We start from the raw sequence: 22,307 nt of genomic DNA, 5'->3' as shown, positions 1-22,307 counted from the left end.
CTTTGCCTTATGGTGGTTCAGGTTGAAAACGCTGTTTGCTTCTTCGCGGCTAAAGCCGCTCCCACAGGGGTCGCGCTTGCTGTGGGAGCGGCTTTAGCCGCGAAAGGGCCGGTACAGGTGCCTGCTTACTGGTGAGCAGGCGCCGTATGACCCTGCTTGGCCACTTCCGGTTCGTTGCCGTAGCGGGAAATATCCAGGCCTGCGGCGCTGATCTGCGGCTTCTTGCGTGCGATCAGGTCCGCCAGCAGGCGGCCGGAGCCGCAGGCCATGGTCCAGCCCAGGGTGCCGTGGCCGGTGTTGAGGAACAGGTTGCGGTACCGGGTGGCGCCGACGATCGGGGTGCCGTCGGGGGTGGCCGGGCGCAAGCCGGTCCAGAAATCGGCCTGGCTCAGGTCGCCGCCGCGAGGATAAAGGTCGTTGACGATCATCTCCAGCGTTTCACGCCGGCGCGGGTTCAGCGACAGGTCGAAACCTGCGATTTCGGCCATGCCGCCGACGCGGATGCGGTTGTCGAAACGGGTAATGGCGACCTTGTAGGTTTCGTCGAGAATGGTCGAGGTCGGTGCCATGGCGGCATCGGTGATCGGTACGGTCAGCGAATAGCCTTTGAGCGGGTACACCGGCGCCTTGATGCCCAGCGGCTTGAGCATCTGCGGCGAGTAGCTGCCCAGGGCCAGCACGTAGCGGTCGGCGGTTTCCAGCTTGCCGTCGACCCACACACCGTTGATGCGGTCGCCGGCAAAGTCCAGGCGCTGGATGTCCTGGCCAAAGCGGAACTCGACGCCTTCCTTGATCGCCAGCTCCGCCAGCTTGGTGGTGAACAGCTGGCAGTCGCCGGTCTGGTCGTTGGGCAAGCGCAGGGCGCCGGCGAGGATGCCTTTGACACTGGCCAGGGCCGGCTCCACACGGGCAATGCCGTCGCGGTCGAGCAGCTCGTAAGGCACGCCGGACTGCTCCAGCACGGCGATATCCTTGGCGGCGGCGTCCACCTGGGCCTGGGTGCGGAACAGCTGGGTGGTGCCCAGGGTACGGGCTTCGTAAGCGATGCCGGTTTCGGCGCGCAGCTCGTCGAGGCAGTCGCGGCTGTACTCGGACAGGCGCACCATGCGCTCCTTGTTCACCGCATAGCGACTGGCGGTGCAGTTGCGCAGCATCTGCGCCATCCACAGGTACTGGTCGATGTCGCCGGTCAGCTTGATGGCCAAAGGCGCGTGGCGCTCCAGCAGCCACTTGATGGCTTTGAGCGGCACGCCCGGGGCGGCCCAGGGCGAGGCATAGCCCGGCGAGATCTGGCCGGCGTTGGCAAAACTGGTTTCCATGGCCACCGCCGGCTGGCGGTCGACCACCGTCACTTCGAAACCTTGCCGGGCCAGGTAATAGGCACTGGCGGTTCCGATCACACCGCTACCAAGTACCAGAACTCGCATTGTTTATCCCTCGCACGCGGCGCACCGCAGTCTTTTGTTGAAATGGCATGGATGCGCGCAGTATATGAATCCGAGCCCAGTGCAATTCACTATATAAATGCCTATATTTGGCGAGAATTCTCGGCAAAAACGCCTTTGACGGAGCGGCATCCCCTATGAGAACCCAGCACCAGAGCAAGCGTGAACTGGACAAGATCGACCGCAACATCCTGCGGATCCTGCAGAATGACGGCCGTATCTCGTTCACCGAACTGGGCGAGAAAGTCGGGCTGTCGACCACCCCGTGTACCGAGCGCGTGCGCCGCCTGGAGCGCGAGGGGATCATCATGGGCTACAACGCCCGACTGAACCCGCAGCACCTCAAGGGCAGCCTGCTGGTGTTCGTCGAAATCAGCCTGGACTACAAGTCGGGCGACACCTTCGAGGAGTTCCGCCGCGCGGTGCTCAAGCTGCCCCACGTGCTGGAGTGCCACCTGGTGTCGGGTGACTTCGACTACCTGGTGAAGGCACGTATTTCGGAGATGGCCTCGTACCGCAAGCTGCTCGGCGACATCCTGCTGAAGCTGCCGCACGTGCGCGAGTCGAAGAGCTACATCGTGATGGAAGAGGTGAAAGAGAGCCTTTGCCTGCCGATTCCGGATTGATGGCCCTTTCGCGGCGCAAGGCCGCTCCTACAGGCGACCGCGGTTTCCTGTAGGAGCGGCCTTGTGCCGCGAATGGGGCGCGAAGCGGCCCCGGCAATTGCGAATGGGTACGGCGGGTTCAGACCAGCACTTGGCGGGTGGTGGCGATGAACTGATGCACCAGTTGCTCGGCGCCCGGGTCGATCGGCTGCGCCGGGCCGCGGCCCCGGGGGCAGGCCAGGCGCGGGGTGGTGCCGAACAGGCGGCAGATCATCGGGCGTTCTTCGTAGACGGTGCAGCCGTTGGGGCCCAGGTGTACGCAGTTCAGGTGTTCCAGCGCCGCGTCCTGTTCGGCCTGGCTCTTGCGCGGCAGGCGGGCCATCTCTTCGGACGAGGTGGTGACCGGGCCGCAGCAGTCGTGGCAGCCGGGCTCGCACTCGAACGAGGGGATGAGTTCACGCAGGAAGTGGATCTTGTGGCGGTTGCAGGGCATGGGCGGTGCATCTGGAATTTTGATGCTGGATTATAGGCCCAATCGCGGGGCAAGCCCGCTCCCACGCAAGACTGGTCGTGGGAGCGGGCTTGCCCCGCGATTGGCCTGATGCCTATCCTCCCCTTCCTCGCCCCACACCCAGGAATCGCCCCATGGTCCACAGCGCGCAGCACGCCGCCTCCTATTACGCCGCCAGCAGCGCGCCACACCCCGACCACGCCTTCCTGCAGGGCGAGCACAGCGCCGATGTGTGCATCGTCGGCGGCGGCTATTCGGGCCTGAACACCGCCATCGAGCTGGCCGAGCGCGGCCTGTCAGTGATTTTGCTGGAGGCGCGCAAGCTTGGCTGGGGCGCCAGCGGGCGCAACGGCGGGCAACTGATTCGCGGCGTCGGCCATGGCCTTGAGCAGTTTTTGCCGGTGATCGGCGAGGACGGTGTGCGGGCCATGAAACTCATGGGCCTGGAAGCGGTGGAGATCGTCCGCGAACGCATCGAACGCCACGCCATCGCCTGCGACCTGACCTGGGGCTACTGCGACCTGGCCAACAAGCCCGACGAACTCAACGGCTTCGCCGAAGAGGCCGACGCCCTGCGCAGCCTGGGCTACCGCCACGAGCTGCGCCTGGTGGCCAAGGACGCTATCCACAGCGTGGTCGGCTCTGACCAGTACGTCGGCGGCCTGGTCGACATGGGCTCGGGCCACCTGCACCCGCTCAACCTGGCCCTCGGCGAAGCCGCTGCCGCCGCCCGCCTGGGGGTGCGCCTGTTCGAGCAGTCCGAGGTCACCCGCATCGACTACGGCGCGCAGGTGAAGGTGCACACCGCCCAGGGCCAGGTGCGCGCCAACACCCTGGTGCTGTGCTGCAACGCCTACCACAACGACCTCAACCGCGAGCTGGGCGGCAAGGTGCTGCCCGCCGGCAGCTACATCATCGCCACCGAGCCGCTGGGCGAGGAACGCGCGCGCCAGTTGCTGCCACAGAACATGGCGGTATGCGACCAGCGCGTGGCGCTGGACTACTACCGGCTGTCGGCCGACGGTCGCCTGCTGTTCGGCGGTGCCTGTCATTACTCCGGGCGCGACCCCAAGGATATCGCCGCGTACATGCGCCCGAAGATGCTCAAGGTGTTCCCGCAACTGGCCGATGTGCGCATCGACTACCAGTGGGGCGGCATGATCGGCATCGGCGCCAACCGCCTGCCGCAGATCGGCCGGCTAGCCAGCCAGCCGAACGTGTATTACGCCCAGGCCTATTCCGGGCATGGGCTGAACGCCACCCACCTGGCCGGGCGGCTGCTGGGCGAGGCGATTTGCGGGCAGCAGGGTGGGCGCTTCGACCTGTTCGCCAAGGTGCCGCACCCGACCTTCCCGGGCGGCAAGCTGCTGCGCTCGCCGGTGCTGGCGTTGGGGATGTTGTGGTATCGGCTCAAGGAATTGATGTGAGGCACCTGTAGGAGATTACCCAGTTCTTTCGGGCTGCGCTGTCGCACAGAGAACTGATCTCACAGATGCACTGCGGCCGCTTCCCACGAGGACCGTGTTAAATCAATGAGTCGTAGTTTGTTCCATAAGACCCCGTCACTCGCGCCAGAACGGCTTGCACCCCTCCTCCCGCGCCTGCTCCCAGCTCAGGCCGATATCGCGCAGCTGGCGTGCATCCAGCTCCAGCAACGCCTTGCGGGTGCGCCAGCGATGCAGCATGAGGCCCCAGCGGCTGAGGTTGGCCAGCGGGTCGTAGATTCTGGTTCGTTGCCCGGCCTCCAGTTCCTTGGCCAACAGTTGCACACGCACATCGGTCAAGCTGCCCATCACTGCGTACTCCCACTCGGTTGATACTGTGGGGACAGCTTGCGCTTTGCAGCCTTCTGCAATACAGATTCAACCGCTGTTTATTATTTCCATACAGAATTGGCGAAAAGTGGGCTGAATGGAGTATTTTCCTACGATCTGTATTGGTCGCTTCCTACAAAACCCCCGGAGTATGCCGTGACTCTCTACCTCAACCTGGCAGAACTGCTCGGCTCGCGCATCGAGCAGGGCCTGTACCGCCCCGGGCAACGCCTGCCGTCGGTGCGGGCACTGAGCGTGGAGCACGGCGTCAGCCTGAGCACCGTGCAGCAGGCCTACCGCATGCTGGAGGACAACGGCCTGGTCTCGCCCAGGCCCAAGTCTGGCTACTTCGTCGCCGAAGACCGCCAGTTGCCGGCGCTGCCCGACATCAGCCGGCCGGCCCAGCGGCCTGTGGATATCTCCCAGTGGGAGCAGGTGCTGGAGCTGGTGCGCAGCACCCCGCAGCGCGATGTGATACAGCTCGGACGCGGCATGCCCGACGTCGACAGCCCGACCCTCAAGCCGCTTTTGCGCAGCCTGGCGCAGATCAGCCGGCGCATGGACATGCCCGGGCTGTATTACGACAACATCCACGGAAACCTACAGTTGCGCGAACAGATCGCCCGGCTGATGCTCGACTCCGGCTGCCGCCTGGGCCCGGCCAACCTGGTGGTGACCACCGGCTGCCACGAGGCGCTGTCGTGCAGCATCCGCGCGGTGTGCCAGCCCGGCGATATCGTCGCGGTGGACTCGCCGAGCTTCCACGGCGCCATGCAGACCCTCAAGGGCTTGGGTATGAAGGCCCTGGAGATCCCCACCGACCCGATCACCGGCATCAGCCTCGAAGCCCTGGAGCTGGCCCTGGAACAGTGGCCGATCAAGCTCATCCAGATCACCCCCAACTGCAACAACCCGCTCGGCTACATCATGCCCGAGGCGCGCAAGAAGGCCCTGCTGACCCTGGCCCAGCGCTACGACGTGGCGATTCTGGAAGACGATGTGTACGGCGACCTGGCCTACACCTACCCGCGCCCAAGCACGGTGAAGTCGTTCGACGACGATGGCCGCGTGTTGCTGTGCAGCTCGTTCTCCAAAACCCTGGCCCCGGGCCTGCGGGTCGGCTGGGTGGCGCCGGGGCGCTACCTGGAACGGGTGCTGCACATGAAGTACATCAGCACCGGCAGCACCGCCTGCCAGCCGCAACTGGCGATTGCCGACTTCATCGCCGACGGCCATTACCAACCGCACCTGCGGCGCATGCGCAGCCAGTACCAGCGCGGCCGCGACCAGATGTGCGACTGGGTGACCCAGTACTTTCCGCCGGGCACCCGTGCCAGCCGGCCCCAGGGCGGCTTCATGCTGTGGGTGGAACTGCCGGAAAGTTTCGATACGCTGCGCCTGAACCGGGCTTTACTGGAGCAGGGCGTGCAGATTGCCGTGGGCAGCATCTTTTCGGCCTCGGGCAAGTACCGCAACTGCCTGCGCATGAACTTCGCCGCGCGGCCGACGCCGCAAATCGAGGAGGCCGTGCGCAAGGTGGGGCAAACCGCCGTTCGTCTACTGGATCAGGAACAGCCCGCCGCGTAACTTTGCCCCGCCTGCCACGGTCCAACCCCATAAGCCCTTGCCGCACAGGACGCTCCACCCTTGAGACTCCAGCGCACTCTGCCCCTGCTGCTGGCGCTGCTGCTTGGCCTTTCGGGCTGCGCCAGCGTCAACACGCCCCGCGACGTGAGCCAGGCCTTGCCGGCAAGCGACTCGGCGTTCGGCCGCTCGGTGCAGCGCCAGGCCGCGCCCTACGAGGGCCGCTCGGGCTTTCGCCTGCTGCCCAACAGCAACGAGGCGTTCCGCGCCCGCGCCGAACTGATCCGCAACGCCCAGGCCAGCATCGATGTGCAGTACTACATTGTCCACGATGGCCTGAGCACCCGCGCCCTGGTGCATGAACTGCTGCGCGCCGCCGACCGCGGGGTACGCGTGCGGGTGCTGCTGGACGACACCGCCAGCGACGGCCTGGACAGCCTGATCGGCACCCTCGCCGCCCACCCGAACATCCAGATCCGCGTGTTCAACCCGCTGCACCTGGGCCGCAGCACCGGCTTCACCCGCGCGGCCGGGCGGCTGTTCAACCTGTCGCGCCAGCACCGGCGCATGCACAACAAGCTGTTTTTGGTGGACAACAGCATGGCCATCGTCGGCGGGCGCAACCTGGGCGACGAGTACTTCGATGCCGAGCCCAACCTGAACTTCACCGACATCGACCTGCTGGGGGTGGGGCCGGTGGCCGAGCAGCTGGGGCACAGCTTCGACCAGTACTGGAACAGCGCCCTGAGCCGGCCGATCAGCGACTACCTGTGGTGGCAACCCGATGCGGCCGACCTGCACGCCAGCCGCCAGCGCCTGGAAACCTGGCTGGCCCGGGCGCGCACCGAGCGCAAGGCGGCCTACGAGCGGCTGATGGCCTACCAGACCCAGCCGCGCCTGGACGTGTGGCGCAACGAGCTGATCTGGGCCCACAGCCAGGCGCTGTGGGATGCACCGAGCAAGGTGCTGGCGGACGACGAGCCCGACCCGCAGTTGCTGATGAGCCACCAGTTGGCACCGGAGCTGAACGGCGTGCACCGCGAGCTGATTCTGGTATCGGCCTATTTCGTGCCGGGCCAGCCGGGCTTGCTGTACCTGACCAGCCGCGCCGACGCCGGCACTTCGGTGAAGCTTTTGACCAACTCGCTGGAGGCCACTGACGTGCCGGCAGTGCATGGCGGCTACGCACCCTACCGGCGCGCCTTGCTGGAGCATGGCGTGCAGCTGTACGAGTTGCGTCGCCAGCCGGGCGATGCGATTACCCGGCGCGGCCTGACCTTCCACGGCAGCTCCGACTCCAGCCTGCACAGCAAGGCGATGGTGTTCGACCGCCACAAGACCTTCATCGGCTCGTTCAACTTCGACCCGCGCTCGGTGCTGTGGAACACCGAGGTGGGGGTGCTGGTGGACAGCCCGGAGCTGGCCGAGTACACCCGCGAGCTGGCGCTGCAGGGCATGGCCCCGGCGCTGAGCTACCAGCCGCAACTGGTGGACGGCAAGATGGTGTGGGTGACCGAGGACAACGGTCAGCGGCATGTGCTGCTGACCGAGCCAGGCGGCTGGTGGCGGCGCTTCAATGCCTGGGTGAGCAAGGCGGTGGGCCTGGAGAAAATGTTGTAGACCTATCGCGGCCCCTGTGGGAGCGGGCTTGCCCGCGAAGCAGGCGACGCGGAGGCTGGCACCGGCTTCGCCGGTGTTCGCGGGCAAGCCCGCTCCCACAGGCCCCTGCTAAATCAATGAGTTATGTGCAGTTCTATGAGAGCCGGCAAGCCGGCTCCTACAGGGCTCAGGCCGGTTCCGGCTCGAAAGCACCCTTGCGCCGGGTCAGCAGCACCAGCCCCGCAGCCCCCGCCGCCATCAGCAGCGGCAAGGCATGCCCGCTGATCCACTGGCTGCCGGCACCGGCCAGCAGCGGCCCGATCAGGCAGCCAATGCCCCACAGTTGCGCCACATGGGCATTGGCCCGTACCAGCGCATCATCCCGATAACGCTCGCCGATCAATACCAGCGACAGGGTGAAAAGCCCGCCGGCACTGGCGCCGAACAGCACCCACAACGGCCAGATCACCGGCGTGTGCAGTAACAGCGGAATGGCCAGGCTGGACACCATCAAGGTCAAGGCACAGCCGCTGAACAGCGTGCGCCGCGACATGCGGTCGGCCAACGCACCGATGGGCAACTGCAGCACCGCATCGCCCACCACCACGGTGCTGACCATGAACAGCGCAAGCTCGGTGGTAAAACCTTGCTGCAGGCAGTACACCGGCAGCAGGGTGAGAATCATCGCCTCGAAGGCAGCGAACAGGGCGATGGCCCAGGCGATCACCGGCAGGCGTCGGCAAAAGCCCACCAGGTCGCTAAGGGTGACGCTGCAGGCCTCGGTGGTCGGCGCGCCGCCGCGGCCCAGCAGTATCAGGGGCGCCAGCAGCAAAAGGCCGGTGGCGGCCCAGAAGCCGAAGTCGTCGTCCGACCCGAGAAAACCCAGCACCAACGGCCCGGCCAGCTGGCTCAGCGCATAGCTGCTGCCGTACAAGGCCACCAGGCGGCCGCGCCAGTGCTCGACCACCAACTGGTTGATCCAGCTTTCGCCAAGGATGAACACCACCGTCAGCGACATGCCGATCAGCAGGCGCAACGCCAGCCACAACGGGTAACTGGGCAACAGCGCCACCAAGCCGATCGACAATGCCCCGCCCCACAGGCACAGGCGCATGGCCATGGGCACCCCGACCCAGCCGGCCAGGCGGCTGGCCAGGCTGGCACCGATCAGCACGCCGACCGCCGGCATCGCAGCCATGACGCCGATGGCGAACCCGCCGTAGCCCCAGCCCTCCAGGCGCAGGGACACCAGCGGCATGCTCACGCCGAGCGCGAGCCCGACACTGAGCACCGACGCCAGTACGGCAAAGTAGGTTCCCCAACGCATGAAAGCCTCCCAGGCAGAATGCTTGAACAGCAGAAACAACAAAGCCGGGGCAGCATGGCCGACCCGGCTATGGCTGGGGCTGCTGTGCAGCCCATTCGCGGGCAAGCCCGCTCCCACAGGGCCGCCGCTGGCCTAGAAAGCAGCGCAGAACCTGTGGGAGCGGGCTTGCCCGCGAATGGGCCGCAGAGCGGCCCTCTGGATTACAGCTTGATCCAGGTCGCCTTCAGCTCGGTGTACTTCTCCAGGGCGTGCAGCGACTTGTCACGGCCGTTGCCCGACTGCTTGAAGCCACCGAACGGCGCGGTCATGTCGCCGCCGTCGTACTGGTTGACCCAGACGCTGCCGGCACGCACGGCGCGGGCAGTCTTGTGGGCCTTGGAGATGTCCGAGGTCCAGATGCCGGCGGCCAGGCCGTACGGGGTGTCGTTGGCAATGGCCACGGCTTCTTCGGCGGTATCGAAGGTGATCACCGACAGCACCGGGCCGAAGATCTCTTCCTTGGCGATGCGCATGGCGTTGGTCACGCCGTCGAAGATGGTCGGCTCGACATAGGTGCCGCCGGTCTCTTCGAGGGTGCGCTTGCCACCGGCCAGCAGCTTGGCGCCGTCCTGGTGGCCGGCGTCGATGTACGACAGCACGGTGTTCATCTGCTGGGTGTCGACCAGCGCGCCGACGGTGGTCTGCGGGTCCAGCGGGTTGCCTGGCTTCCAGCCCTTGAGGGCCTCGACCACCATGGGCAGGAACTTGTCCTTGATCGAACGCTCCACCAGCAGGCGCGAACCTGCGGTGCAGACCTCGCCCTGGTTGAAGGCAATGGCGCTGGCAGCCGCTTCGGCGGCAGCTTGCAGGTCCGGGGCGTCGGCAAACACGATGTTCGGGCTCTTGCCGCCGGCTTCCAGCCACACGCGCTTCATGTTCGATTCGCCCGCGTACACCATCAGCTGCTTGGCGATCTTGGTGGAGCCGGTGAACACCAGGGTGTCGACATCCATATGCAGGGCCAGGGCCTTGCCCACGGTGTGGCCGTAGCCTGGCAGCACGTTCAGCACGCCTTTCGGGATGCCGGCCTCAATGGCCAGCTGGGCGATGCGGATGGCAGTCAGCGGGGACTTTTCTGACGGTTTGAGGACGATGGAGTTACCGGTGGCCAGGGCCGGGCCCAGCTTCCAGCAAGCCATCAGCAGCGGGAAGTTCCAAGGTACGATGGCACCGACCACACCCACCGGCTCGCGGGTAACCAGGCCGAGCTGGTCGTGCGGGGTGGGGGCAACTTCGTCGTAGACCTTGTCGATGGCTTCGGCGGTCCAGTGAATGGCGTTGGCAGCACCCGGGATGTCGATGGTCGACGAGTCGCCGATCGGCTTGCCCATGTCGAGGGTTTCCAGCAGGGCCAGCTCTTCGACGTTCTTGCGCAAGAGGTCTGCGAAGCGAATCAGGGTAGCCTTGCGCTTGGCCGGGGCCAGGCGCGACCAGACGCCGGAGTCGAACACGGCACGGGCGTTGTCGACGGCGTGGTTGGCATCGGCCAGGTCACAGCTGGCAACCTTGGCCAGGAAGCGTCCGTCCACCGGGCTCAGGCAGTCGAAGGTTTCACCGGATGCGGCATCGGTGTATTCGCCGTTGATGAAGGCGCGGCCTTCGATCTTCAGTTGCTGGGCACGCTGTTCCCAGTCCGCACGAGTCAGGGTGGTCATAGGAAACTCCTCTCTTGTCAAAGTGCAGCACCGCACTGAGGATTCACGGGCGCTGTCAGAAATTCTGGCCGGGCGACGCACGTACACCGGCATCCGACACCCTAAACCAGGCCAGCCAAACTATCAATATATTTGACACTCAAGGCCCAAACGCCTACTGATGTTCATTTTATTAAACAATCACAGGGTATCCAGCATGAGCATTGCCAGCATCGTCGACTTCGCCCAGGTGCTTACCGAGGCCGAACGCTACCGCCCGGCCGCCGAGAAAATCCTCAAGGGCGAGCCGGACCAGGCCGTCTACAACCATTACTCCAGCCCCTGCGGGCAGTTTGCCGCGGGTGTGTGGGAAGGTGAGGTGGGGCAGTGGACGGTGAACTACACCGAGCATGAGTACTGCGAGATCGTGCAGGGTGTTTCGGTGCTGCGCGACCAGGACGGCAATGCCAAGACCCTGCGCGTTGGCGACCGCTTCGTCATCCCCGCAGGCTTCAAGGGCACCTGGGAAGTGCTGGAGCCGTGCCGCAAGATCTATGTGCTGTTCGAGCAGAAGTAGCTATGTAACGCACGGGTCATGGAGCTGCGCGCAAGGATGGCGCGGCCCAATGTCGGGCCATTCCTGAAAAGGTGGACACCATGACCAACGACCAGATCATCGATGAACTGAAACACCTCAACGGCACTCGCTACGTTCCAAGCGTGCGGGCCTACATCCAGGAAATGAGCGGCCGTGCGCTGGTGCTGGGCCCAGGGGATATGCACACCCACGACTTCAACGCGCAGCGTATCCACATCATCGTCGATGAGCAGCGCATCCTTGGCCTGCACTTCAGCTGAAGCCAACCGTCGACTTCAGGCATAAAAAAACCCGCGACCTTTCGGTTGCGGGTTTTTTTCAGGTTGCCGATCAATTACTTGATCTTGGCTTCCTTGTACACCACGTGCTTGCGAACAACCGGATCGTACTTCTTGATCTCGATCTTGTCCGGGGTGGTGCGCTTGTTCTTGTCGGTGGTGTAGAAGTGGCCGGTACCGGCACTCGAAACCAGACGGATCAATTCACGCATGATGTTCTCCCTTAAACCTTGGCGCCAGCTTTGCGGATGTCAACCAGAACGGCATCGATGCCGCGCTTGTCGATGATACGCATGCCTTTGGCGGATACACGCAGACGCACGAAACGGTTCTCGGATTCAACCCAGAAACGGTGGTGCTGCAGGTTCGGCAGGAAACGACGACGGGTTTTGTTGTTTGCGTGGGAAATGTTGTTCCCGGTTACTGGACCCTTACCAGTAACTTGACAGACTCTCGACATGACTCAGCCCTCTAAAACCACATGCCCAACCCGGCATGGGTTGGCCGCTTAATCTCTCAGTCTTTGGCGCCAGGCGCCGTGATTCTGGAGGTCTTATCGACCGGATCCGCTGATGCGACAGGCCGAGCCCCTAGAAAAGAGCGCTGCTTTATACCAGAAAGACTACGCCGCAACAACAGAAAGTGAGCATCCACGTACTGCCAATCGCGGCCGAGCAGCATAGCGACTCGCTCGCCGCACTGTCGACCGCTCGTCGCCAAGCGTCTGAAAAAGAGGGTGGTCATTTGCTGTTACGCACACTAGGGTAGGGCCATTTCCAGACTGCACCGGCAGATGGGCCATCTGACCAGCCAAGGAGCCACCATGCGTGCCGCCGCCCTTTCCTTGTTATTCACCGCGTTGTGCGCCACCGGCCTGGCTCAGGCTGCGCCGCTGTCGGTGTGCACCGAAGCCAGCCCTGAAGGCTTCGACGTGGTGCAGTACAACTCGCTGACCACCACCAACGCCTCGGCCGACGTGCTGATGAACCGCCTGGTCGAGTTCGATGCCCAGCAGGGCAAGGTGGTACCGAGCCTGGCCGAGCGCTGGAGCGTGTCGCCTGACGGGCTGATCTACGACTTCCAGCTGCGTAAAGACGTGAAATTCCACAGCACGGCGTACTTCAAGCCCAGCCGCGAGCTGGACGCCGATGACGTGCTGTTCAGCTTCCAGCGCATGCTTTACCCCGCCCATGCCTGGCACAAGACCGCCCCTGGCGGCTACCCGCACGCCCAGTCGCTGCAACTGGGCAGCCTGATCAAGTCGATCGACGCCCCCGAGCCGCACACCGTGCGCTTCACCCTCACTCACCCGGACGCCACCTTCCTGGCCACCCTGAGCATGGGCTTTGCCTCGATTTATTCGGCCGAATACGCCGACAAGCTGCTCAAGGCCGGCACCCCGGAGAAGCTCAACAGCCAGCCGATCGGTACTGGCCCGTTCGTGTTCCAGCGTTTCCAGAAGGACGCCGTGGTGCGCTACCGCGCCAACCCCGACTACTTCGCCGGTAAGCCCGCGGTCGACCCGCTGATCTTCGCCATCACCACCGACGCCAACGTGCGCCTGCAAAAGCTCAAGCGCGGCGAGTGCCAGGTGGCGCTGTCGCCCAAGCCGCTGGATGTGGCCGAAGCCGGCAAGGACGGCAACCTCAAGGTGGCAACAACGCCTGCGTTCATGACCGCGTTCGTGGCCATCAACAGCCAGCACCCGCCGCTGGACAAGCCAGAGGTGCGCCAGGCAATCAACCTGGCCTTCGACAAGCAGGCCTACATCAAGGCCGTGTTCGAAGACACCGCCACTGCCGCCAATGGCCCCTACCCGCCGAACACCTGGAGCTACGCCAAGGACCTGCCGGGCTACGCCATGGACCAGAAGAAGGCCAAGGCGCTGCTGAACAAGGCCGGCCTTGCCAAAGGCTTCGAAACGACCATCTGGACCCGCCCGTCGGGCAGCCTGCTCAACCCCAACCCGGCGCTGGGCGCACAGATGCTGCAGGCAGACCTTGCCAAGGTCGGCATCAAGGCCGAGATCCGCACCATCGAATGGGGCGAACTGATCCGCCGGGCCAAAGCGGGCGAGCATGATTTGCTGTTCATGGGCTGGGCCGGCGACAACGGCGACCCGGACAACTTCCTCAGCCCGCAGTTTTCCTGCGCGGCGGTACAGTCCGGGACCAACTTCGCGCGGTTCTGCGACAACCGCCTGGACCAGCTGATCAACGCCGGGCGTACCACCAACGACCAGAGCGTGCGCAGCCGGCTGTACCAGCAAGCGCAGACGCTGATCCAGCAACAGGCGCTGTGGGTGCCGCTGGCGCACCCGACCGCAGCGACGCTGTTGCGCCAGGACGTGCAGGGGTACCAGGCCAGCCCGTTCGGGCGGTTGGATTTCAGCAAGGTTTCAGTGGGGCGCTGATTATCTGCAACCTGCAGCGGCCTCTTCGCGGTGGTTCGGCATTCCGACAAGCCCGCGAAGAGGCCGGCACAACCTGTACAGCCCTACCCTGCCAACCACCCCCGCTCGACCATCGACAGCGGCTCGCCGTCGCCGACGATCACATGGTCCATCACCCGCACATCGATCAGCGCCAGTGAACGCTTGAGCACCTGGGTCAGGTGCACGTCATCCTGGCTCGGTTCGCAGTTGCCTGACGGGTGGTTGTGGCACAGGATCAGCGCCGCCGCGTTGTGCAGCAAGGCTCGGCGCACCACTTCACGCGGGTAGATGCTGGCCCGGTCGATGGTGCCGCGGAACAAGATCTCGAACGCCAGCGGCCGGTGTTTGGTGTCGAGGAACAGGCAGCCGAATACCTCACTGACCTCGTGCCGCAACATGGCTTTCAGGTAACGGCGCACGGCCTGCGGGCTGTCCAGGGCCGACTCGCGCTCGATGGACATGGCCAGGTGCCGACGGCCGATTTCCAGCAAAGCCTGCAGCTGGCTATAGCGCACCGGCCCCAACCCCAGCTCGCTGACGAAAGCCTGCCGGTCGGCCTCGAGCACCTGGCGCAAGCCACCGAACTTCATCAGCAGCCCGCGCGCCAGGTCCAGCACGTTACGGCCTTTCACCCCCGAACCAAGAAACACCGCCAGCAGCTCGGCATCCGACAAGCTGCCCGCGCCACGCTGCAACAGTTTCTCCCTCGGCCGCTCCTCGAGCGGCCACTCCCTGATGTTCATCCCCCCTCCTTGCGTGGTACTGCGGCGAATTTGACCGCTGTGTTAATCTAGTTCGCTTCGAAAATGCGACGTTCTGCCGCAGGCAGTTGTGAACGTCGCCGCCCGCTTTCACTGGATAAAGGCAAGCCTATGCAGCGGCTGTATCGCAAGCGCATCGTTCTCGGCGTGGGTGGCGGCATTGCCGCCTACAAGAGCGCCGAGCTGATTCGCCGACTCCTGGAACATGGCGCACAGGTGCGCGTGGTCATGACCCGCGGCGGTGCCGAATTCATCACCCCGCTCACCCTGCAGGCGCTGTCCGGCCACCCGGTACACATGGACTTGCTCGACCCCGCCGCCGAAGCGGCCATGGGCCACATCGAACTGGCCAAGTGGGCCGACCTGGTGCTGATCGCCCCGGCCACCGCCGACCTGATGGCGCGCCTGGCCCAAGGCATGGCCGACGACCTGCTGACCACCCTGGTACTGGCCACCGACGCCACCGTGGCCGTGGCCCCGGCGATGAACCAGGCCATGTGGCGCGACCCGGCCACCCAGGACAACCTCGACCTGCTCAAGCGCCGCGGCATCCAGGTGTTCGGCCCGGCTTCGGGCAGCCAGGCCTGTGGCGACGTGGGCCTGGGCCGCATGCTCGAGGCCACCGACCTTGCCTGGTGCGCCGCCGAAAGCTTCAAGCGCGAGGCCCTCACCGGCAAGCACGTGCTGATCACCGCCGGCCCTACGCAAGAAAACATCGACCCGGTGCGCTACATCACCAACCATAGTTCAGGGAAGATGGGCTTCGCCCTGGCAGAGGCCGCCGCCGAAGCCGGGGCCCGGGTGACCCTGGTCACCGGCCCGGTGCACCTGCCCACCCCTGACCGGGTCAGCCGCATCGACGTGGTCAGCGCGCGGGACATGCTCGCGGCCTGCGAAGCGGCCATGGGCTGCGACTTGTTCATTGCCTCGGCTGCAGTCGCAGACTACCGCCCGGAGGTCGTCGCCCCGCAAAAATTGAAGAAAGATCCCACCACCGGCGACGGCATGCTGCTGCAGATGGTGCGCAATCCCGATATCCTTGCGACCATTGCCGGCCGGCCCGACCGCCCGTTCAGCGTAGGCTTCGCCGCCGAGACCGAGCACCTGCTCGACTACGCCACGCGCAAGCTCAAGGACAAGAACCTCGACCTGATCGTCGCCAATGATGTGGCCAACCCCAGCATCGGCTTCAACAGCGAGGAAAACGCCCTGACCGTGATCGACCGCCAGCAGCACCAGACCCTCTTTGCGCAGACCAGCAAGGGCAAGATCGCCCGCCAGCTGGTTGCCTTCATCGCCGAACGGCTCAATCAGGTTCAATAAGTTACATGCACGCTCTTCAAGCCAAGATCCTCGACCCCCGCCTGGGTAGCGAATTCCCGCTGCCGCAATACGCCACCCCAGGCTCCGCCGGCCTTGACCTGCGCGCCCTGCTCAAAGAGGACACCGTCCTCGAGCCGGGCCAGACCCTGCTGATCCCTACCGGCCTGTCGGTGTACATCGGCGACCCGGGCCTGGCGGCGATGATCCTGCCGCGCTCGGGCCTGGGCCACAAGCACGGCATCGTGCTGGGCAACCTGGTCGGCCTGATCGACTCGGACTACCAGGGCGAGCTGATGGTCAGCTGCTGGAACCGCGGCAACACGCCCTTCACCATCACCGTCGGCGAGCGCATCGCGCAGCTGATTCTGGTGCCGGTGGTGCAGGCGCATTTCGAGCTGGTCGAGCAGTTCGACGAGACCCAGCGCGGTGCTGGCGGCTTCGGCCACTCCGGCACCCGCTGAGCCGAACACCGACCATTCGGGCCATGGATGGCGAACTCTCGGGGCATTCCACCGTCCAAGCGTTCAGTTTGTGCCTGCCCAGAAGCCTTTGAATACTTGGAGTCCCAGAGATGAACGACATGGCCCAGCTGGTCCCCGCACTGCCCGACAGCATCTTCCGCGCCTATGACATCCGCGGCGTGGTGGGCAAGACCCTGCACGGCGAAACCGCCTACTGGATCGGCCGCGCCATCGGCGCACAGACCCTCGCCCAGGGCGAACCGCAGATCTCGGTGGGCCGTGACGGCCGCCTGTCCGGCCCAATGCTGGTCGAGCAACTGATCAAAGGCCTGGTCGAGGCCGGCTGCGAGGTGACCGACGTCGGCCTGGTGCCCACGCCTGCGCTGTACTACGCAGCCAACGTGCTGGCCGGCAAGTCGGGGGTGATGCTCACCGGCAGCCACAACCCGTCGGACTACAACGGTTTCAAGATCGTCATCGCCGGCGACACCTTGGCCAACGAACAGATCCAGGCCCTGCTGACCCGCCTGAAGACCAACGACCTCACTCGCGCTGAAGGCAGCGTGCAAAAAGTCGAGATCCTCGAGCGCTACTTCCAGCAGATCACCGGCGACGTGAAGCTGGCCAAGCCGCTGAAAGTGGTGGTGGACTGCGGCAACGGCGCCGCCGGCGTGATCGCCCCGCAACTGATCGAAGCCCTGGGCTGCGAGGTGACCCCGCTGTTCTGCGAGGTCGACGGCAACTTCCCCAACCACCACCCGGACCCGGGCAAGCCTGAAAACCTTGAAGACCTGATCGCCAAGGTGAAGGAAATCGGCGCCGACATCGGCCTGGCCTTCGACGGCGACGGCGACCGTGTGGGCGTTGTGACCAACACCGGCAACATCGTCTACCCCGACCGCCTGCTGATGCTGTTTGCCCAGGACGTGCTGTCGCGCAACCCGGGCGCCGAGATCATCTTCGACGTCAAATGCACCCGCCGCCTCACCCCGCTGATCGAACAGGACGGCGGCCGCGCGCTAATGTGGAAGACCGGCCACTCGTTGATCAAGAAGAAGATGAAACAGACCGGCTCCCTGCTGGCCGGCGAGATGAGCGGTCACATCTTCATCAAGGAGCGCTGGTACGGTTTCGATGACGGTATCTACAGCGCCGCACGCCTGCTGGAGATCCTCAGCAAGGCCGACCAGGATGCCGAAAGTCTGTTCGCTGCCTTCCCCAATGATATTTCCACGCCGGAAATCAACATTGATGTGACCGACGAGGGTAAATTCAGCATCATTGATGCTCTGCAACGCGACGCCGACTGGGGCCAGGCCAACCTCACCACCATCGACGGTGTGCGGGTGGACTACCCGCACGGCTGGGGCCTGGTCCGCGCCTCCAACACCACACCGGTGCTGGTGCTGCGTTTCGAAGCCGACAGCGCTGCCGAACTCGACCGTATCAAGGCTGTATTCCGCGCGCAGCTGCTGCGGGTCCAACCCGGCCTGCAACTGCCGTTCTGACGACTATCCGTTCCTTACCTGGAGCCCTGCATGACCCTCGATCGCGATGCCGCTTCCCATGTAGCCGAGGTTTTGTCCGAAGCACTGCCCTACATCCGCCGTTTCGTCGGCAAGACCCTGGTGATCAAGTACGGCGGCAACGCGATGGAGAGCGAAGAGCTCAAAACCGGCTTCGCCCGTGACATCGTGCTGATGAAGGCCGTGGGCATCAACCCGGTGGTCGTGCACGGCGGCGGCCCGCAGATCGGCGACCTGCTCAAGCGCCTGTCGATCGAGAGCCACTTCATCGACGGCATGCGCGTCACCGACTCGGCGACCATGGACGTGGTGGAGATGGTGCTGGGCGGCCAGGTGAACAAGGATATCGTCAACCTGATCAACCGCCACGGCGGCAGCGCCATCGGCCTGACCGGCAAGGACGCCGAGCTGATCCGCGCGAAAAAGCTCACCGTCAGCCGCCAGACCCCGGAGATGACCCAGCCGGAAATCATCGACATCGGCCACGTCGGCGAGGTGGTCAGCGTCAATACCGACCTGCTGAACATGCTGGTGAAGGGCGACTTCATCCCGGTGATCGCGCCGATCGGCGTGGGCGCCAACGGTGAGTCGTACAACATCAACGCCGACCTGGTGGCCGGCAAGGTGGCCGAGGCGCTGAAAGCCGAGAAGCTGATGCTGCTGACCAACATCGCCGGCCTGATGGACAAGCAGGGCCAGGTACTGACCGGCCTGACCACCGAGCAGGTCAACGCGCTGATCGCCGACGGCACCATCTACGGCGGCATGCTGCCGAAGATCAAGTGCGCGCTGGATGCAGTGCAAGGTGGCGTCAACAGCTCGCACATCATCGACGGCCGCGTGCCGAACGCTGTGCTGCTGGAGATCTTCACCGACAGCGGCGTGGGCACTCTGATCACCAACCGCAAGCGCTCCTGATCAGTTTTTGACCTCATCGCGGGGCTCGCCCCGCGATACTTACACTGGCATCACACCCCCTCAGCCAGTATTCTCCGGCACTGAAAAGTTTCAGTTACCTGGAGAACGCGCGTGAAATACGCATCACATGGACTCGTGCTGGCAGCCGCCCTGGCTGTCGGGTCCCTTGCCGGCTGTGCCACAGAAACCTCCACCGCTGTCGCCGTGCAGCAAGTCGAAAGCGTCAACCGCCCCTACAGCGGCCTGCGTACCCCTATTGCCGTAGGCAAGTTCGACAACCGCTCCAGCTACATGCGCGGGATCTTCTCCGACGGCGTCGACCGCCTCGGCGGCCAGGCCAAGACCATCCTCATCACCCACCTGCAGCAGACCAACCGGTTCAACGTGCTGGACCGCGACAACATGGGCGAGATCCAGCAGGAAGCGGCAATCAAGGGCCAGGCCCAGCGCCTGAAAGGCGCCGATTACGTGGTGACCGGCGATGTCACCGAGTTCGGCCGCAAAGAGGTGGGCGACCACCAGCTGTTCGGCATTCTCGGCCGCGGCAAGACCCAGATCGCCTACGCCAAGGTGGCGCTGAACATCGTCAACATCAGCACCTCGGAAGTGGTCTATTCCAGCCAGGGCGCGGGTGAGTACGCGCTGTCCAACCGCGAGATCATCGGCTTCGGCGGCACCGCCAGCTATGACTCGACGCTTAACGGCAAGGTCCTCGACCTGGCCATGCGTGAAGCGGTGAACAAGCTGGTGGGCGCTGTCGAGAGCGGCCAGTGGAAACCACAGGCGCAGTAACCCACCCCATACGACAAGGATGCTCGCACCATGAATACCCGCATTTCGGCCTGGCGCACCGGCGCCGGCCTGCTGCTGGCCGGCGCACTGCTCGCCGGCTGCTCCGGCCCCAAGACCCTGTACCAGTGGGAAAGCTACCAACCCCAGGTGTATGGCTACCTCAAGGGCGATTCGAAGGAAGAACAGGCCGCTGCCCTTGAGCGCGACCTGGAGAAAATCAAGGCCAAGAATGGCGCCGTACCGCCGGGCTATCACGCCCAGTTGGGGCTGCTGTACTCGGGCCTGGGCAAGGATGACCAGATGATCCAGCAGTTTCGCACCGAAAAAGCGCTGTTCCCCGAGTCGGCGGCGTACATGGACTTTCTGATGAGCAACGCCAGCAAGGGGGCCAAGCAATGATCAAGCGCATCACCCAATTGCTGGTCGGCGCCTGCGTGCTGGCCCTGTTCGCCGGCTGTGCCGAGCGCAAGACCATCGACTACTCGGCCTACAAGCAAAGCCGGCCGAAGTCGATCCTGATCTTGCCGCCGCTGAACGAGTCGCCGGATGTGAAGGCCACCTACAGCATGCTGTCGCAGGTCACCTACCCGCTGGCCGAAGCCGGCTACTACGTGATGCCGGTGGCGCTGGTGGACGAGACCTTCCGCCAGAACGGCATGACCACCCCGGCCGACATCCATCAGTTGCCGCCGGCCAAGCTGCAGGAAATCTTCGGCGCCGATGCCGGGCTGTACGTGACCGTCAGCGACTACGGCACCCGCTACATGATCCTGAGCAGCGCCACCATCGTCACCGCCAACGCCAAGCTGGTCGACCTGAAAACCGGCACCACCCTGTGGACCGGCAGCGCCACCGCCTCTAGCGAAGAAGGCCGGCAGAACCAGGGCGGGCTGATCGGCATGCTGGTGTCGGCGGCAATCAACCAGATCATCAGCAGTGTGCAGGACGATGCCGGCTACCCGATTGCCGGCATGACCAGTGCCAGGTTGCTGTCGCCTTACCCCAACGGCGGCATTCTGTATGGGCCGCGTTCGCCGAAGTACGGTACGGACTGAGGCCGGCACAGACAGAAAAAAGGCGACCTTCTCTCGAAGGCCGCCTTTTTCGTTACCGGGCCGGGGTCAGATCCCGTACTGCGCCCGATAAGCTTCAACCGCCGGCAAATGCTGCTTGAGCTGCGGGTCGTCCGCCAGGAACTCCAGCACTTGCGTGAGCGAGACGATGCTGACTACCGGGATGTTGAAGTCGCGCTCGACTTCCTGGATCGCCGACAGCTCGCCATTGCCACGCTCTTCGCGGTTCAGCGCAATCAGCACGCCGGCGGCCTTGGCCTGCTGGGCGTTGATGATCTGCATCACTTCGCGGATGGCGGTACCGGCGGTGATCACGTCGTCGATGATCAGCACGTCACCGGCCAGCGGTGCGCCGACCAGGCTGCCACCCTCGCCGTGGTCCTTGGCCTCTTTGCGGTTGAAGCACCACGGCACGTCGAGCTGATGCTGCTCGGCCAGTTGCACCGCGGTGGCCGCGGCCAGCGGGATGCCCTTGTAGGCCGGGCCGAACAGCACGTCGAACGGGATCTTGCTGTCGACGATGGCCGCCGCATAGCAACGCCCCAGCTGGGCCAGGGCCGATGCCGTGTTGAACAGGCCGGCATTGAAGAAGTACGGGCTGGTACGCCCTGATTTCAGGGTGAACTCACCGAAGCGCAGAACGCCGCGATCGATGGCAAAACGGATGAAGTCGCGCTGATACGGCTGCATGAAAGGTCCCGGACACCACGGATTTAGCTAAATGTGTTGAGCTCGGGTATCATACACGCACGAGATTTTTGGGGCCATTTATGCGGATCATCAGTGTGAACGTTAATGGCATTCAGGCTGCGGCCGAGCGTGGTTTGCTCAGCTGGCTACAAGCCCAGAATGCCGACGTCATCTGCCTTCAGGATACCCGCGCCTCGGCCTTTGAACTCGACGACCCAGCTTTCCAGCTCGATGGCTATTTCCTTTACGCCTGCGACGCGGAGGTGCCCACCCAAGGTGGCGTGGCACTGTACTCGCGCATGCAGCCCAAGGCAGTCATCACCGGCCTGGGCTTCGAGACAGCCGACCGTTACGGGCGCTACCTGCAGGCAGATTTCGACAAAGTCAGTATCGCTACCCTGCTGCTGCCCTCGGGCATGAACGGCGACGAAGACTTGAACCAGAAATTCAAGTTGATGGACGACTTCGCCAAGTACCTGGACAAGCAGCGTCGCAAGCGTCGCGAATACATCTACTGCGGCTCGTTCTACGTGGCGCAGCAGAAGCTCGACATCAAGAACTGGCGCGACAGCCAGCAGTCGGTGGGCTTCCTGCCGCCGGAACGTGCCTGGATGGACGCCATCACCGGCGAAATGGGCTACGTCGATGCGCTGCGTGAAGTCAGCCGTGAAGGCGACCAGTACAGCTGGTGGCCAGACAACGAGCAGGCCGAGATGCTCAACCTGGGCTTCCGGTTCGACTACCAGATCCTCACCCCAGGCCTGCGCCGCTTCGTACGCAACGCCCGCCTGCCGCGCCAGCCGCGCTTCTCGCGCCACGCGCCGCTGATCGTCGATTACGACTGGACGCTGACCATCTGAGCATGAAATCGGGGCTGCTTCGCAGCCCTTTCGCG

At 64.5% G+C, this 22,307-nt stretch carries 23 protein-coding genes and 1 pseudogene; 15 read left to right on the top strand and 9 right to left on the bottom strand.

What is annotated here, in order from left to right:
- Positions 1-125: 125 nt before the first annotated feature.
- Complete coding sequence (gene dadA, locus KSS93_RS02645) at positions 126-1,427, bottom strand: D-amino acid dehydrogenase (RefSeq protein WP_217887031.1); 1,302 nt, start codon at positions 1,425-1,427, stop codon at positions 126-128.
- 155 nt (positions 1,428-1,582) lie between these two features.
- On the opposite strand from dadA, the gene dadR reads away from it, so the two are divergent.
- Entirely contained in the window at positions 1,583-2,071 is a 489-nt protein-coding gene (dadR, locus tag KSS93_RS02640) for a transcriptional regulator DadR (protein WP_003258963.1), read from the top strand.
- Positions 2,072-2,189: 118 nt separating this feature from the next.
- On the opposite strand, the gene KSS93_RS02635 is transcribed toward dadR, so the two are convergent.
- Positions 2,190-2,543, bottom strand: a complete 354-nt coding sequence (locus KSS93_RS02635) for a YkgJ family cysteine cluster protein (RefSeq protein WP_217840954.1) — start codon at positions 2,541-2,543, stop codon at positions 2,190-2,192.
- A 152-nt stretch (positions 2,544-2,695) separates the two neighbouring features.
- On the opposite strand from KSS93_RS02635, the gene KSS93_RS02630 reads away from it, so the two are divergent.
- Complete coding sequence (locus tag KSS93_RS02630) at positions 2,696-3,988, top strand: NAD(P)/FAD-dependent oxidoreductase (RefSeq protein WP_217887030.1); 1,293 nt, start codon at positions 2,696-2,698, stop codon at positions 3,986-3,988.
- A gap of 135 nt (positions 3,989-4,123) precedes the next feature.
- On the opposite strand, the gene KSS93_RS02625 is transcribed toward KSS93_RS02630, so the two are convergent.
- Positions 4,124-4,354 (bottom strand): DUF1127 domain-containing protein, encoded by a 231-nt coding sequence (locus tag KSS93_RS02625; protein ID WP_217887029.1) that lies wholly within the window; start codon positions 4,352-4,354, stop codon positions 4,124-4,126.
- 177 nt (positions 4,355-4,531) lie between these two features.
- Between KSS93_RS02625 and KSS93_RS02620 the strand changes: the two genes are divergently transcribed.
- Together KSS93_RS02620 and KSS93_RS02615 are read left to right on the top strand one after the other, a co-directional pair.
- The gene (locus KSS93_RS02620) at positions 4,532-5,962 is read left to right on the top strand and encodes an aminotransferase-like domain-containing protein (protein WP_217887028.1); all 1,431 of its coding nucleotides are present in this window, start codon (positions 4,532-4,534) and stop codon (positions 5,960-5,962) included.
- 60 nt (positions 5,963-6,022) lie between these two features.
- On the top strand, positions 6,023-7,579 hold the full coding sequence (locus tag KSS93_RS02615; RefSeq protein ID WP_217887027.1) for a phospholipase D family protein: 1,557 nt from the start codon (positions 6,023-6,025) through the stop codon (positions 7,577-7,579).
- A 166-nt stretch (positions 7,580-7,745) separates the two neighbouring features.
- Here the strand turns inward: KSS93_RS02615 and KSS93_RS02610 are convergent, their stop codons facing one another.
- On the bottom strand, positions 7,746-8,885 hold the full coding sequence (locus tag KSS93_RS02610; protein WP_217887026.1) for an MFS transporter: 1,140 nt from the start codon (positions 8,883-8,885) through the stop codon (positions 7,746-7,748).
- Between the two features lie 200 nt (positions 8,886-9,085).
- Positions 9,086-10,579: an aldehyde dehydrogenase gene (locus KSS93_RS02605; protein WP_217887025.1), complete on the bottom strand. Its 1,494-nt coding sequence runs from the start codon at positions 10,577-10,579 to the stop codon at positions 9,086-9,088.
- 196 nt (positions 10,580-10,775) lie between these two features.
- Between KSS93_RS02605 and KSS93_RS02600 the strand changes: the two genes are divergently transcribed.
- Together KSS93_RS02600 and KSS93_RS02595 are read left to right on the top strand one after the other, a co-directional pair.
- Positions 10,776-11,135 carry a cupin domain-containing protein gene (locus KSS93_RS02600; protein WP_217840961.1) on the top strand — a complete coding sequence of 120 codons (360 nt, stop codon included), beginning with the start codon at positions 10,776-10,778 and terminating at the stop codon, positions 11,133-11,135.
- An 80-nt stretch (positions 11,136-11,215) separates the two neighbouring features.
- Positions 11,216-11,416 (top strand): I78 family peptidase inhibitor, encoded by a 201-nt coding sequence (locus KSS93_RS02595; protein ID WP_217840962.1) that lies wholly within the window; start codon positions 11,216-11,218, stop codon positions 11,414-11,416.
- 74 nt (positions 11,417-11,490) lie between these two features.
- On the opposite strand, the gene rpmG is transcribed toward KSS93_RS02595, so the two are convergent.
- Positions 11,491-11,646, bottom strand: a complete 156-nt coding sequence (gene rpmG / locus KSS93_RS02590) for a 50S ribosomal protein L33 (protein WP_003253507.1) — start codon at positions 11,644-11,646, stop codon at positions 11,491-11,493.
- An 11-nt stretch (positions 11,647-11,657) separates the two neighbouring features.
- Entirely contained in the window at positions 11,658-11,894 is a 237-nt protein-coding gene (rpmB, locus tag KSS93_RS02585) for a 50S ribosomal protein L28 (RefSeq protein WP_054894119.1), read from the bottom strand.
- 363 nt (positions 11,895-12,257) lie between these two features.
- Here rpmB and KSS93_RS02580 point away from each other — a divergent pair, with 363 nt between their 5' ends.
- Positions 12,258-13,847, top strand: coding sequence for an ABC transporter substrate-binding protein (locus KSS93_RS02580; RefSeq protein ID WP_217887024.1), 1,590 nt, complete (start codon positions 12,258-12,260; stop codon positions 13,845-13,847).
- An 83-nt stretch (positions 13,848-13,930) separates the two neighbouring features.
- On the opposite strand, the gene radC is transcribed toward KSS93_RS02580, so the two are convergent.
- Positions 13,931-14,611, bottom strand: coding sequence for a RadC family protein (gene radC / locus KSS93_RS02575; RefSeq protein WP_217887023.1), 681 nt, complete (start codon positions 14,609-14,611; stop codon positions 13,931-13,933).
- A 129-nt stretch (positions 14,612-14,740) separates the two neighbouring features.
- On the opposite strand from radC, the gene coaBC reads away from it, so the two are divergent.
- The 7 genes and pseudogenes from coaBC to KSS93_RS02540 all read left to right on the top strand — a co-directional run bounded on the left by coaBC (position 14,741) and on the right by KSS93_RS02540 (position 20,704).
- The gene (gene coaBC, locus KSS93_RS02570) at positions 14,741-15,952 is read left to right on the top strand and encodes a bifunctional phosphopantothenoylcysteine decarboxylase/phosphopantothenate--cysteine ligase CoaBC (RefSeq protein ID WP_217840965.1); all 1,212 of its coding nucleotides are present in this window, start codon (positions 14,741-14,743) and stop codon (positions 15,950-15,952) included.
- Positions 15,953-15,957: 5 nt separating this feature from the next.
- On the top strand, positions 15,958-16,413 hold the full coding sequence (gene dut / locus KSS93_RS02565; protein WP_217840966.1) for a dUTP diphosphatase: 456 nt from the start codon (positions 15,958-15,960) through the stop codon (positions 16,411-16,413).
- Positions 16,414-16,547: 134 nt separating this feature from the next.
- Positions 16,548-17,921 (top strand): annotated as a pseudogene (locus KSS93_RS02560) (phosphomannomutase/phosphoglucomutase); the annotation flags it as partial.
- A gap of 30 nt (positions 17,922-17,951) precedes the next feature.
- Positions 17,952-18,857 (top strand): acetylglutamate kinase, encoded by a 906-nt coding sequence (gene argB, locus KSS93_RS02555; RefSeq protein WP_217840968.1) that lies wholly within the window; start codon positions 17,952-17,954, stop codon positions 18,855-18,857.
- A 111-nt stretch (positions 18,858-18,968) separates the two neighbouring features.
- Positions 18,969-19,649, top strand: coding sequence for a CsgG/HfaB family protein (locus KSS93_RS02550; RefSeq protein ID WP_217887021.1), 681 nt, complete (start codon positions 18,969-18,971; stop codon positions 19,647-19,649).
- 30 nt (positions 19,650-19,679) lie between these two features.
- A complete protein-coding gene (locus KSS93_RS02545; RefSeq protein ID WP_217887020.1) occupies positions 19,680-20,048 on the top strand; it encodes a DUF4810 domain-containing protein in 369 nt (122 codons plus the stop codon).
- Positions 20,045-20,704 (top strand): DUF799 domain-containing protein, encoded by a 660-nt coding sequence (locus tag KSS93_RS02540; protein ID WP_217840971.1) that lies wholly within the window; start codon positions 20,045-20,047, stop codon positions 20,702-20,704. Before KSS93_RS02545 ends, KSS93_RS02540 begins: the two co-directional genes overlap by 4 nt.
- 66 nt (positions 20,705-20,770) lie before the next feature.
- Here KSS93_RS02540 and pyrE read toward each other — a convergent pair whose 3' ends face one another.
- Entirely contained in the window at positions 20,771-21,412 is a 642-nt protein-coding gene (pyrE, locus tag KSS93_RS02535) for an orotate phosphoribosyltransferase (protein ID WP_217887019.1), read from the bottom strand.
- A gap of 80 nt (positions 21,413-21,492) precedes the next feature.
- Between pyrE and crc the strand changes: the two genes are divergently transcribed.
- Positions 21,493-22,272 (top strand): catabolite repression control protein Crc, encoded by a 780-nt coding sequence (crc, locus tag KSS93_RS02530; protein WP_217840974.1) that lies wholly within the window; start codon positions 21,493-21,495, stop codon positions 22,270-22,272.
- Positions 22,273-22,307: the final 35 nt, after the last annotated feature.

This window comes from Pseudomonas xanthosomatis (assembly GCF_019139835.1).
In the GTDB taxonomy this organism is placed as follows: Bacteria; Pseudomonadota; Gammaproteobacteria; order Pseudomonadales; family Pseudomonadaceae; genus Aquipseudomonas; species Aquipseudomonas fakonensis.
This window is presented reverse-complemented; position numbering and strand designations above follow the sequence as displayed.

Excerpts from the sequence above, each read along its gene's own strand:
- dadA (WP_217887031.1), bottom strand. The coding sequence starts at position 1,427 with ATGCGAGTTCTGGTACTTGGTAGCGGTGTGATCGGAACCGCCAGTGCC.
- dadR (WP_003258963.1), top strand. The coding sequence starts at position 1,583 with ATGAGAACCCAGCACCAGAGCAAGCGTGAACTGGACAAGATCGACCGC.
- KSS93_RS02635 (WP_217840954.1), bottom strand. The coding sequence starts at position 2,543 with ATGCCCTGCAACCGCCACAAGATCCACTTCCTGCGTGAACTCATCCCC.
- KSS93_RS02630 (WP_217887030.1), top strand. The coding sequence starts at position 2,696 with ATGGTCCACAGCGCGCAGCACGCCGCCTCCTATTACGCCGCCAGCAGC.
- KSS93_RS02625 (WP_217887029.1), bottom strand. The coding sequence starts at position 4,354 with ATGGGCAGCTTGACCGATGTGCGTGTGCAACTGTTGGCCAAGGAACTG.
- KSS93_RS02610 (WP_217887026.1), bottom strand. The coding sequence starts at position 8,885 with ATGCGTTGGGGAACCTACTTTGCCGTACTGGCGTCGGTGCTCAGTGTC.
- KSS93_RS02605 (WP_217887025.1), bottom strand. The coding sequence starts at position 10,579 with ATGACCACCCTGACTCGTGCGGACTGGGAACAGCGTGCCCAGCAACTG.
- KSS93_RS02600 (WP_217840961.1), top strand. The coding sequence starts at position 10,776 with ATGAGCATTGCCAGCATCGTCGACTTCGCCCAGGTGCTTACCGAGGCC.
- KSS93_RS02595 (WP_217840962.1), top strand. The coding sequence starts at position 11,216 with ATGACCAACGACCAGATCATCGATGAACTGAAACACCTCAACGGCACT.
- rpmG (WP_003253507.1), bottom strand. The coding sequence starts at position 11,646 with ATGCGTGAATTGATCCGTCTGGTTTCGAGTGCCGGTACCGGCCACTTC.
- rpmB (WP_054894119.1), bottom strand. The coding sequence starts at position 11,894 with ATGTCGAGAGTCTGTCAAGTTACTGGTAAGGGTCCAGTAACCGGGAAC.
- KSS93_RS02580 (WP_217887024.1), top strand. The coding sequence starts at position 12,258 with ATGCGTGCCGCCGCCCTTTCCTTGTTATTCACCGCGTTGTGCGCCACC.
- radC (WP_217887023.1), bottom strand. The coding sequence starts at position 14,611 with ATGAACATCAGGGAGTGGCCGCTCGAGGAGCGGCCGAGGGAGAAACTG.
- coaBC (WP_217840965.1), top strand. The coding sequence starts at position 14,741 with ATGCAGCGGCTGTATCGCAAGCGCATCGTTCTCGGCGTGGGTGGCGGC.
- dut (WP_217840966.1), top strand. The coding sequence starts at position 15,958 with ATGCACGCTCTTCAAGCCAAGATCCTCGACCCCCGCCTGGGTAGCGAA.
- argB (WP_217840968.1), top strand. The coding sequence starts at position 17,952 with ATGACCCTCGATCGCGATGCCGCTTCCCATGTAGCCGAGGTTTTGTCC.
- KSS93_RS02545 (WP_217887020.1), top strand. The coding sequence starts at position 19,680 with ATGAATACCCGCATTTCGGCCTGGCGCACCGGCGCCGGCCTGCTGCTG.
- KSS93_RS02540 (WP_217840971.1), top strand. The coding sequence starts at position 20,045 with ATGATCAAGCGCATCACCCAATTGCTGGTCGGCGCCTGCGTGCTGGCC.
- pyrE (WP_217887019.1), bottom strand. The coding sequence starts at position 21,412 with ATGCAGCCGTATCAGCGCGACTTCATCCGTTTTGCCATCGATCGCGGC.
- crc (WP_217840974.1), top strand. The coding sequence starts at position 21,493 with ATGCGGATCATCAGTGTGAACGTTAATGGCATTCAGGCTGCGGCCGAG.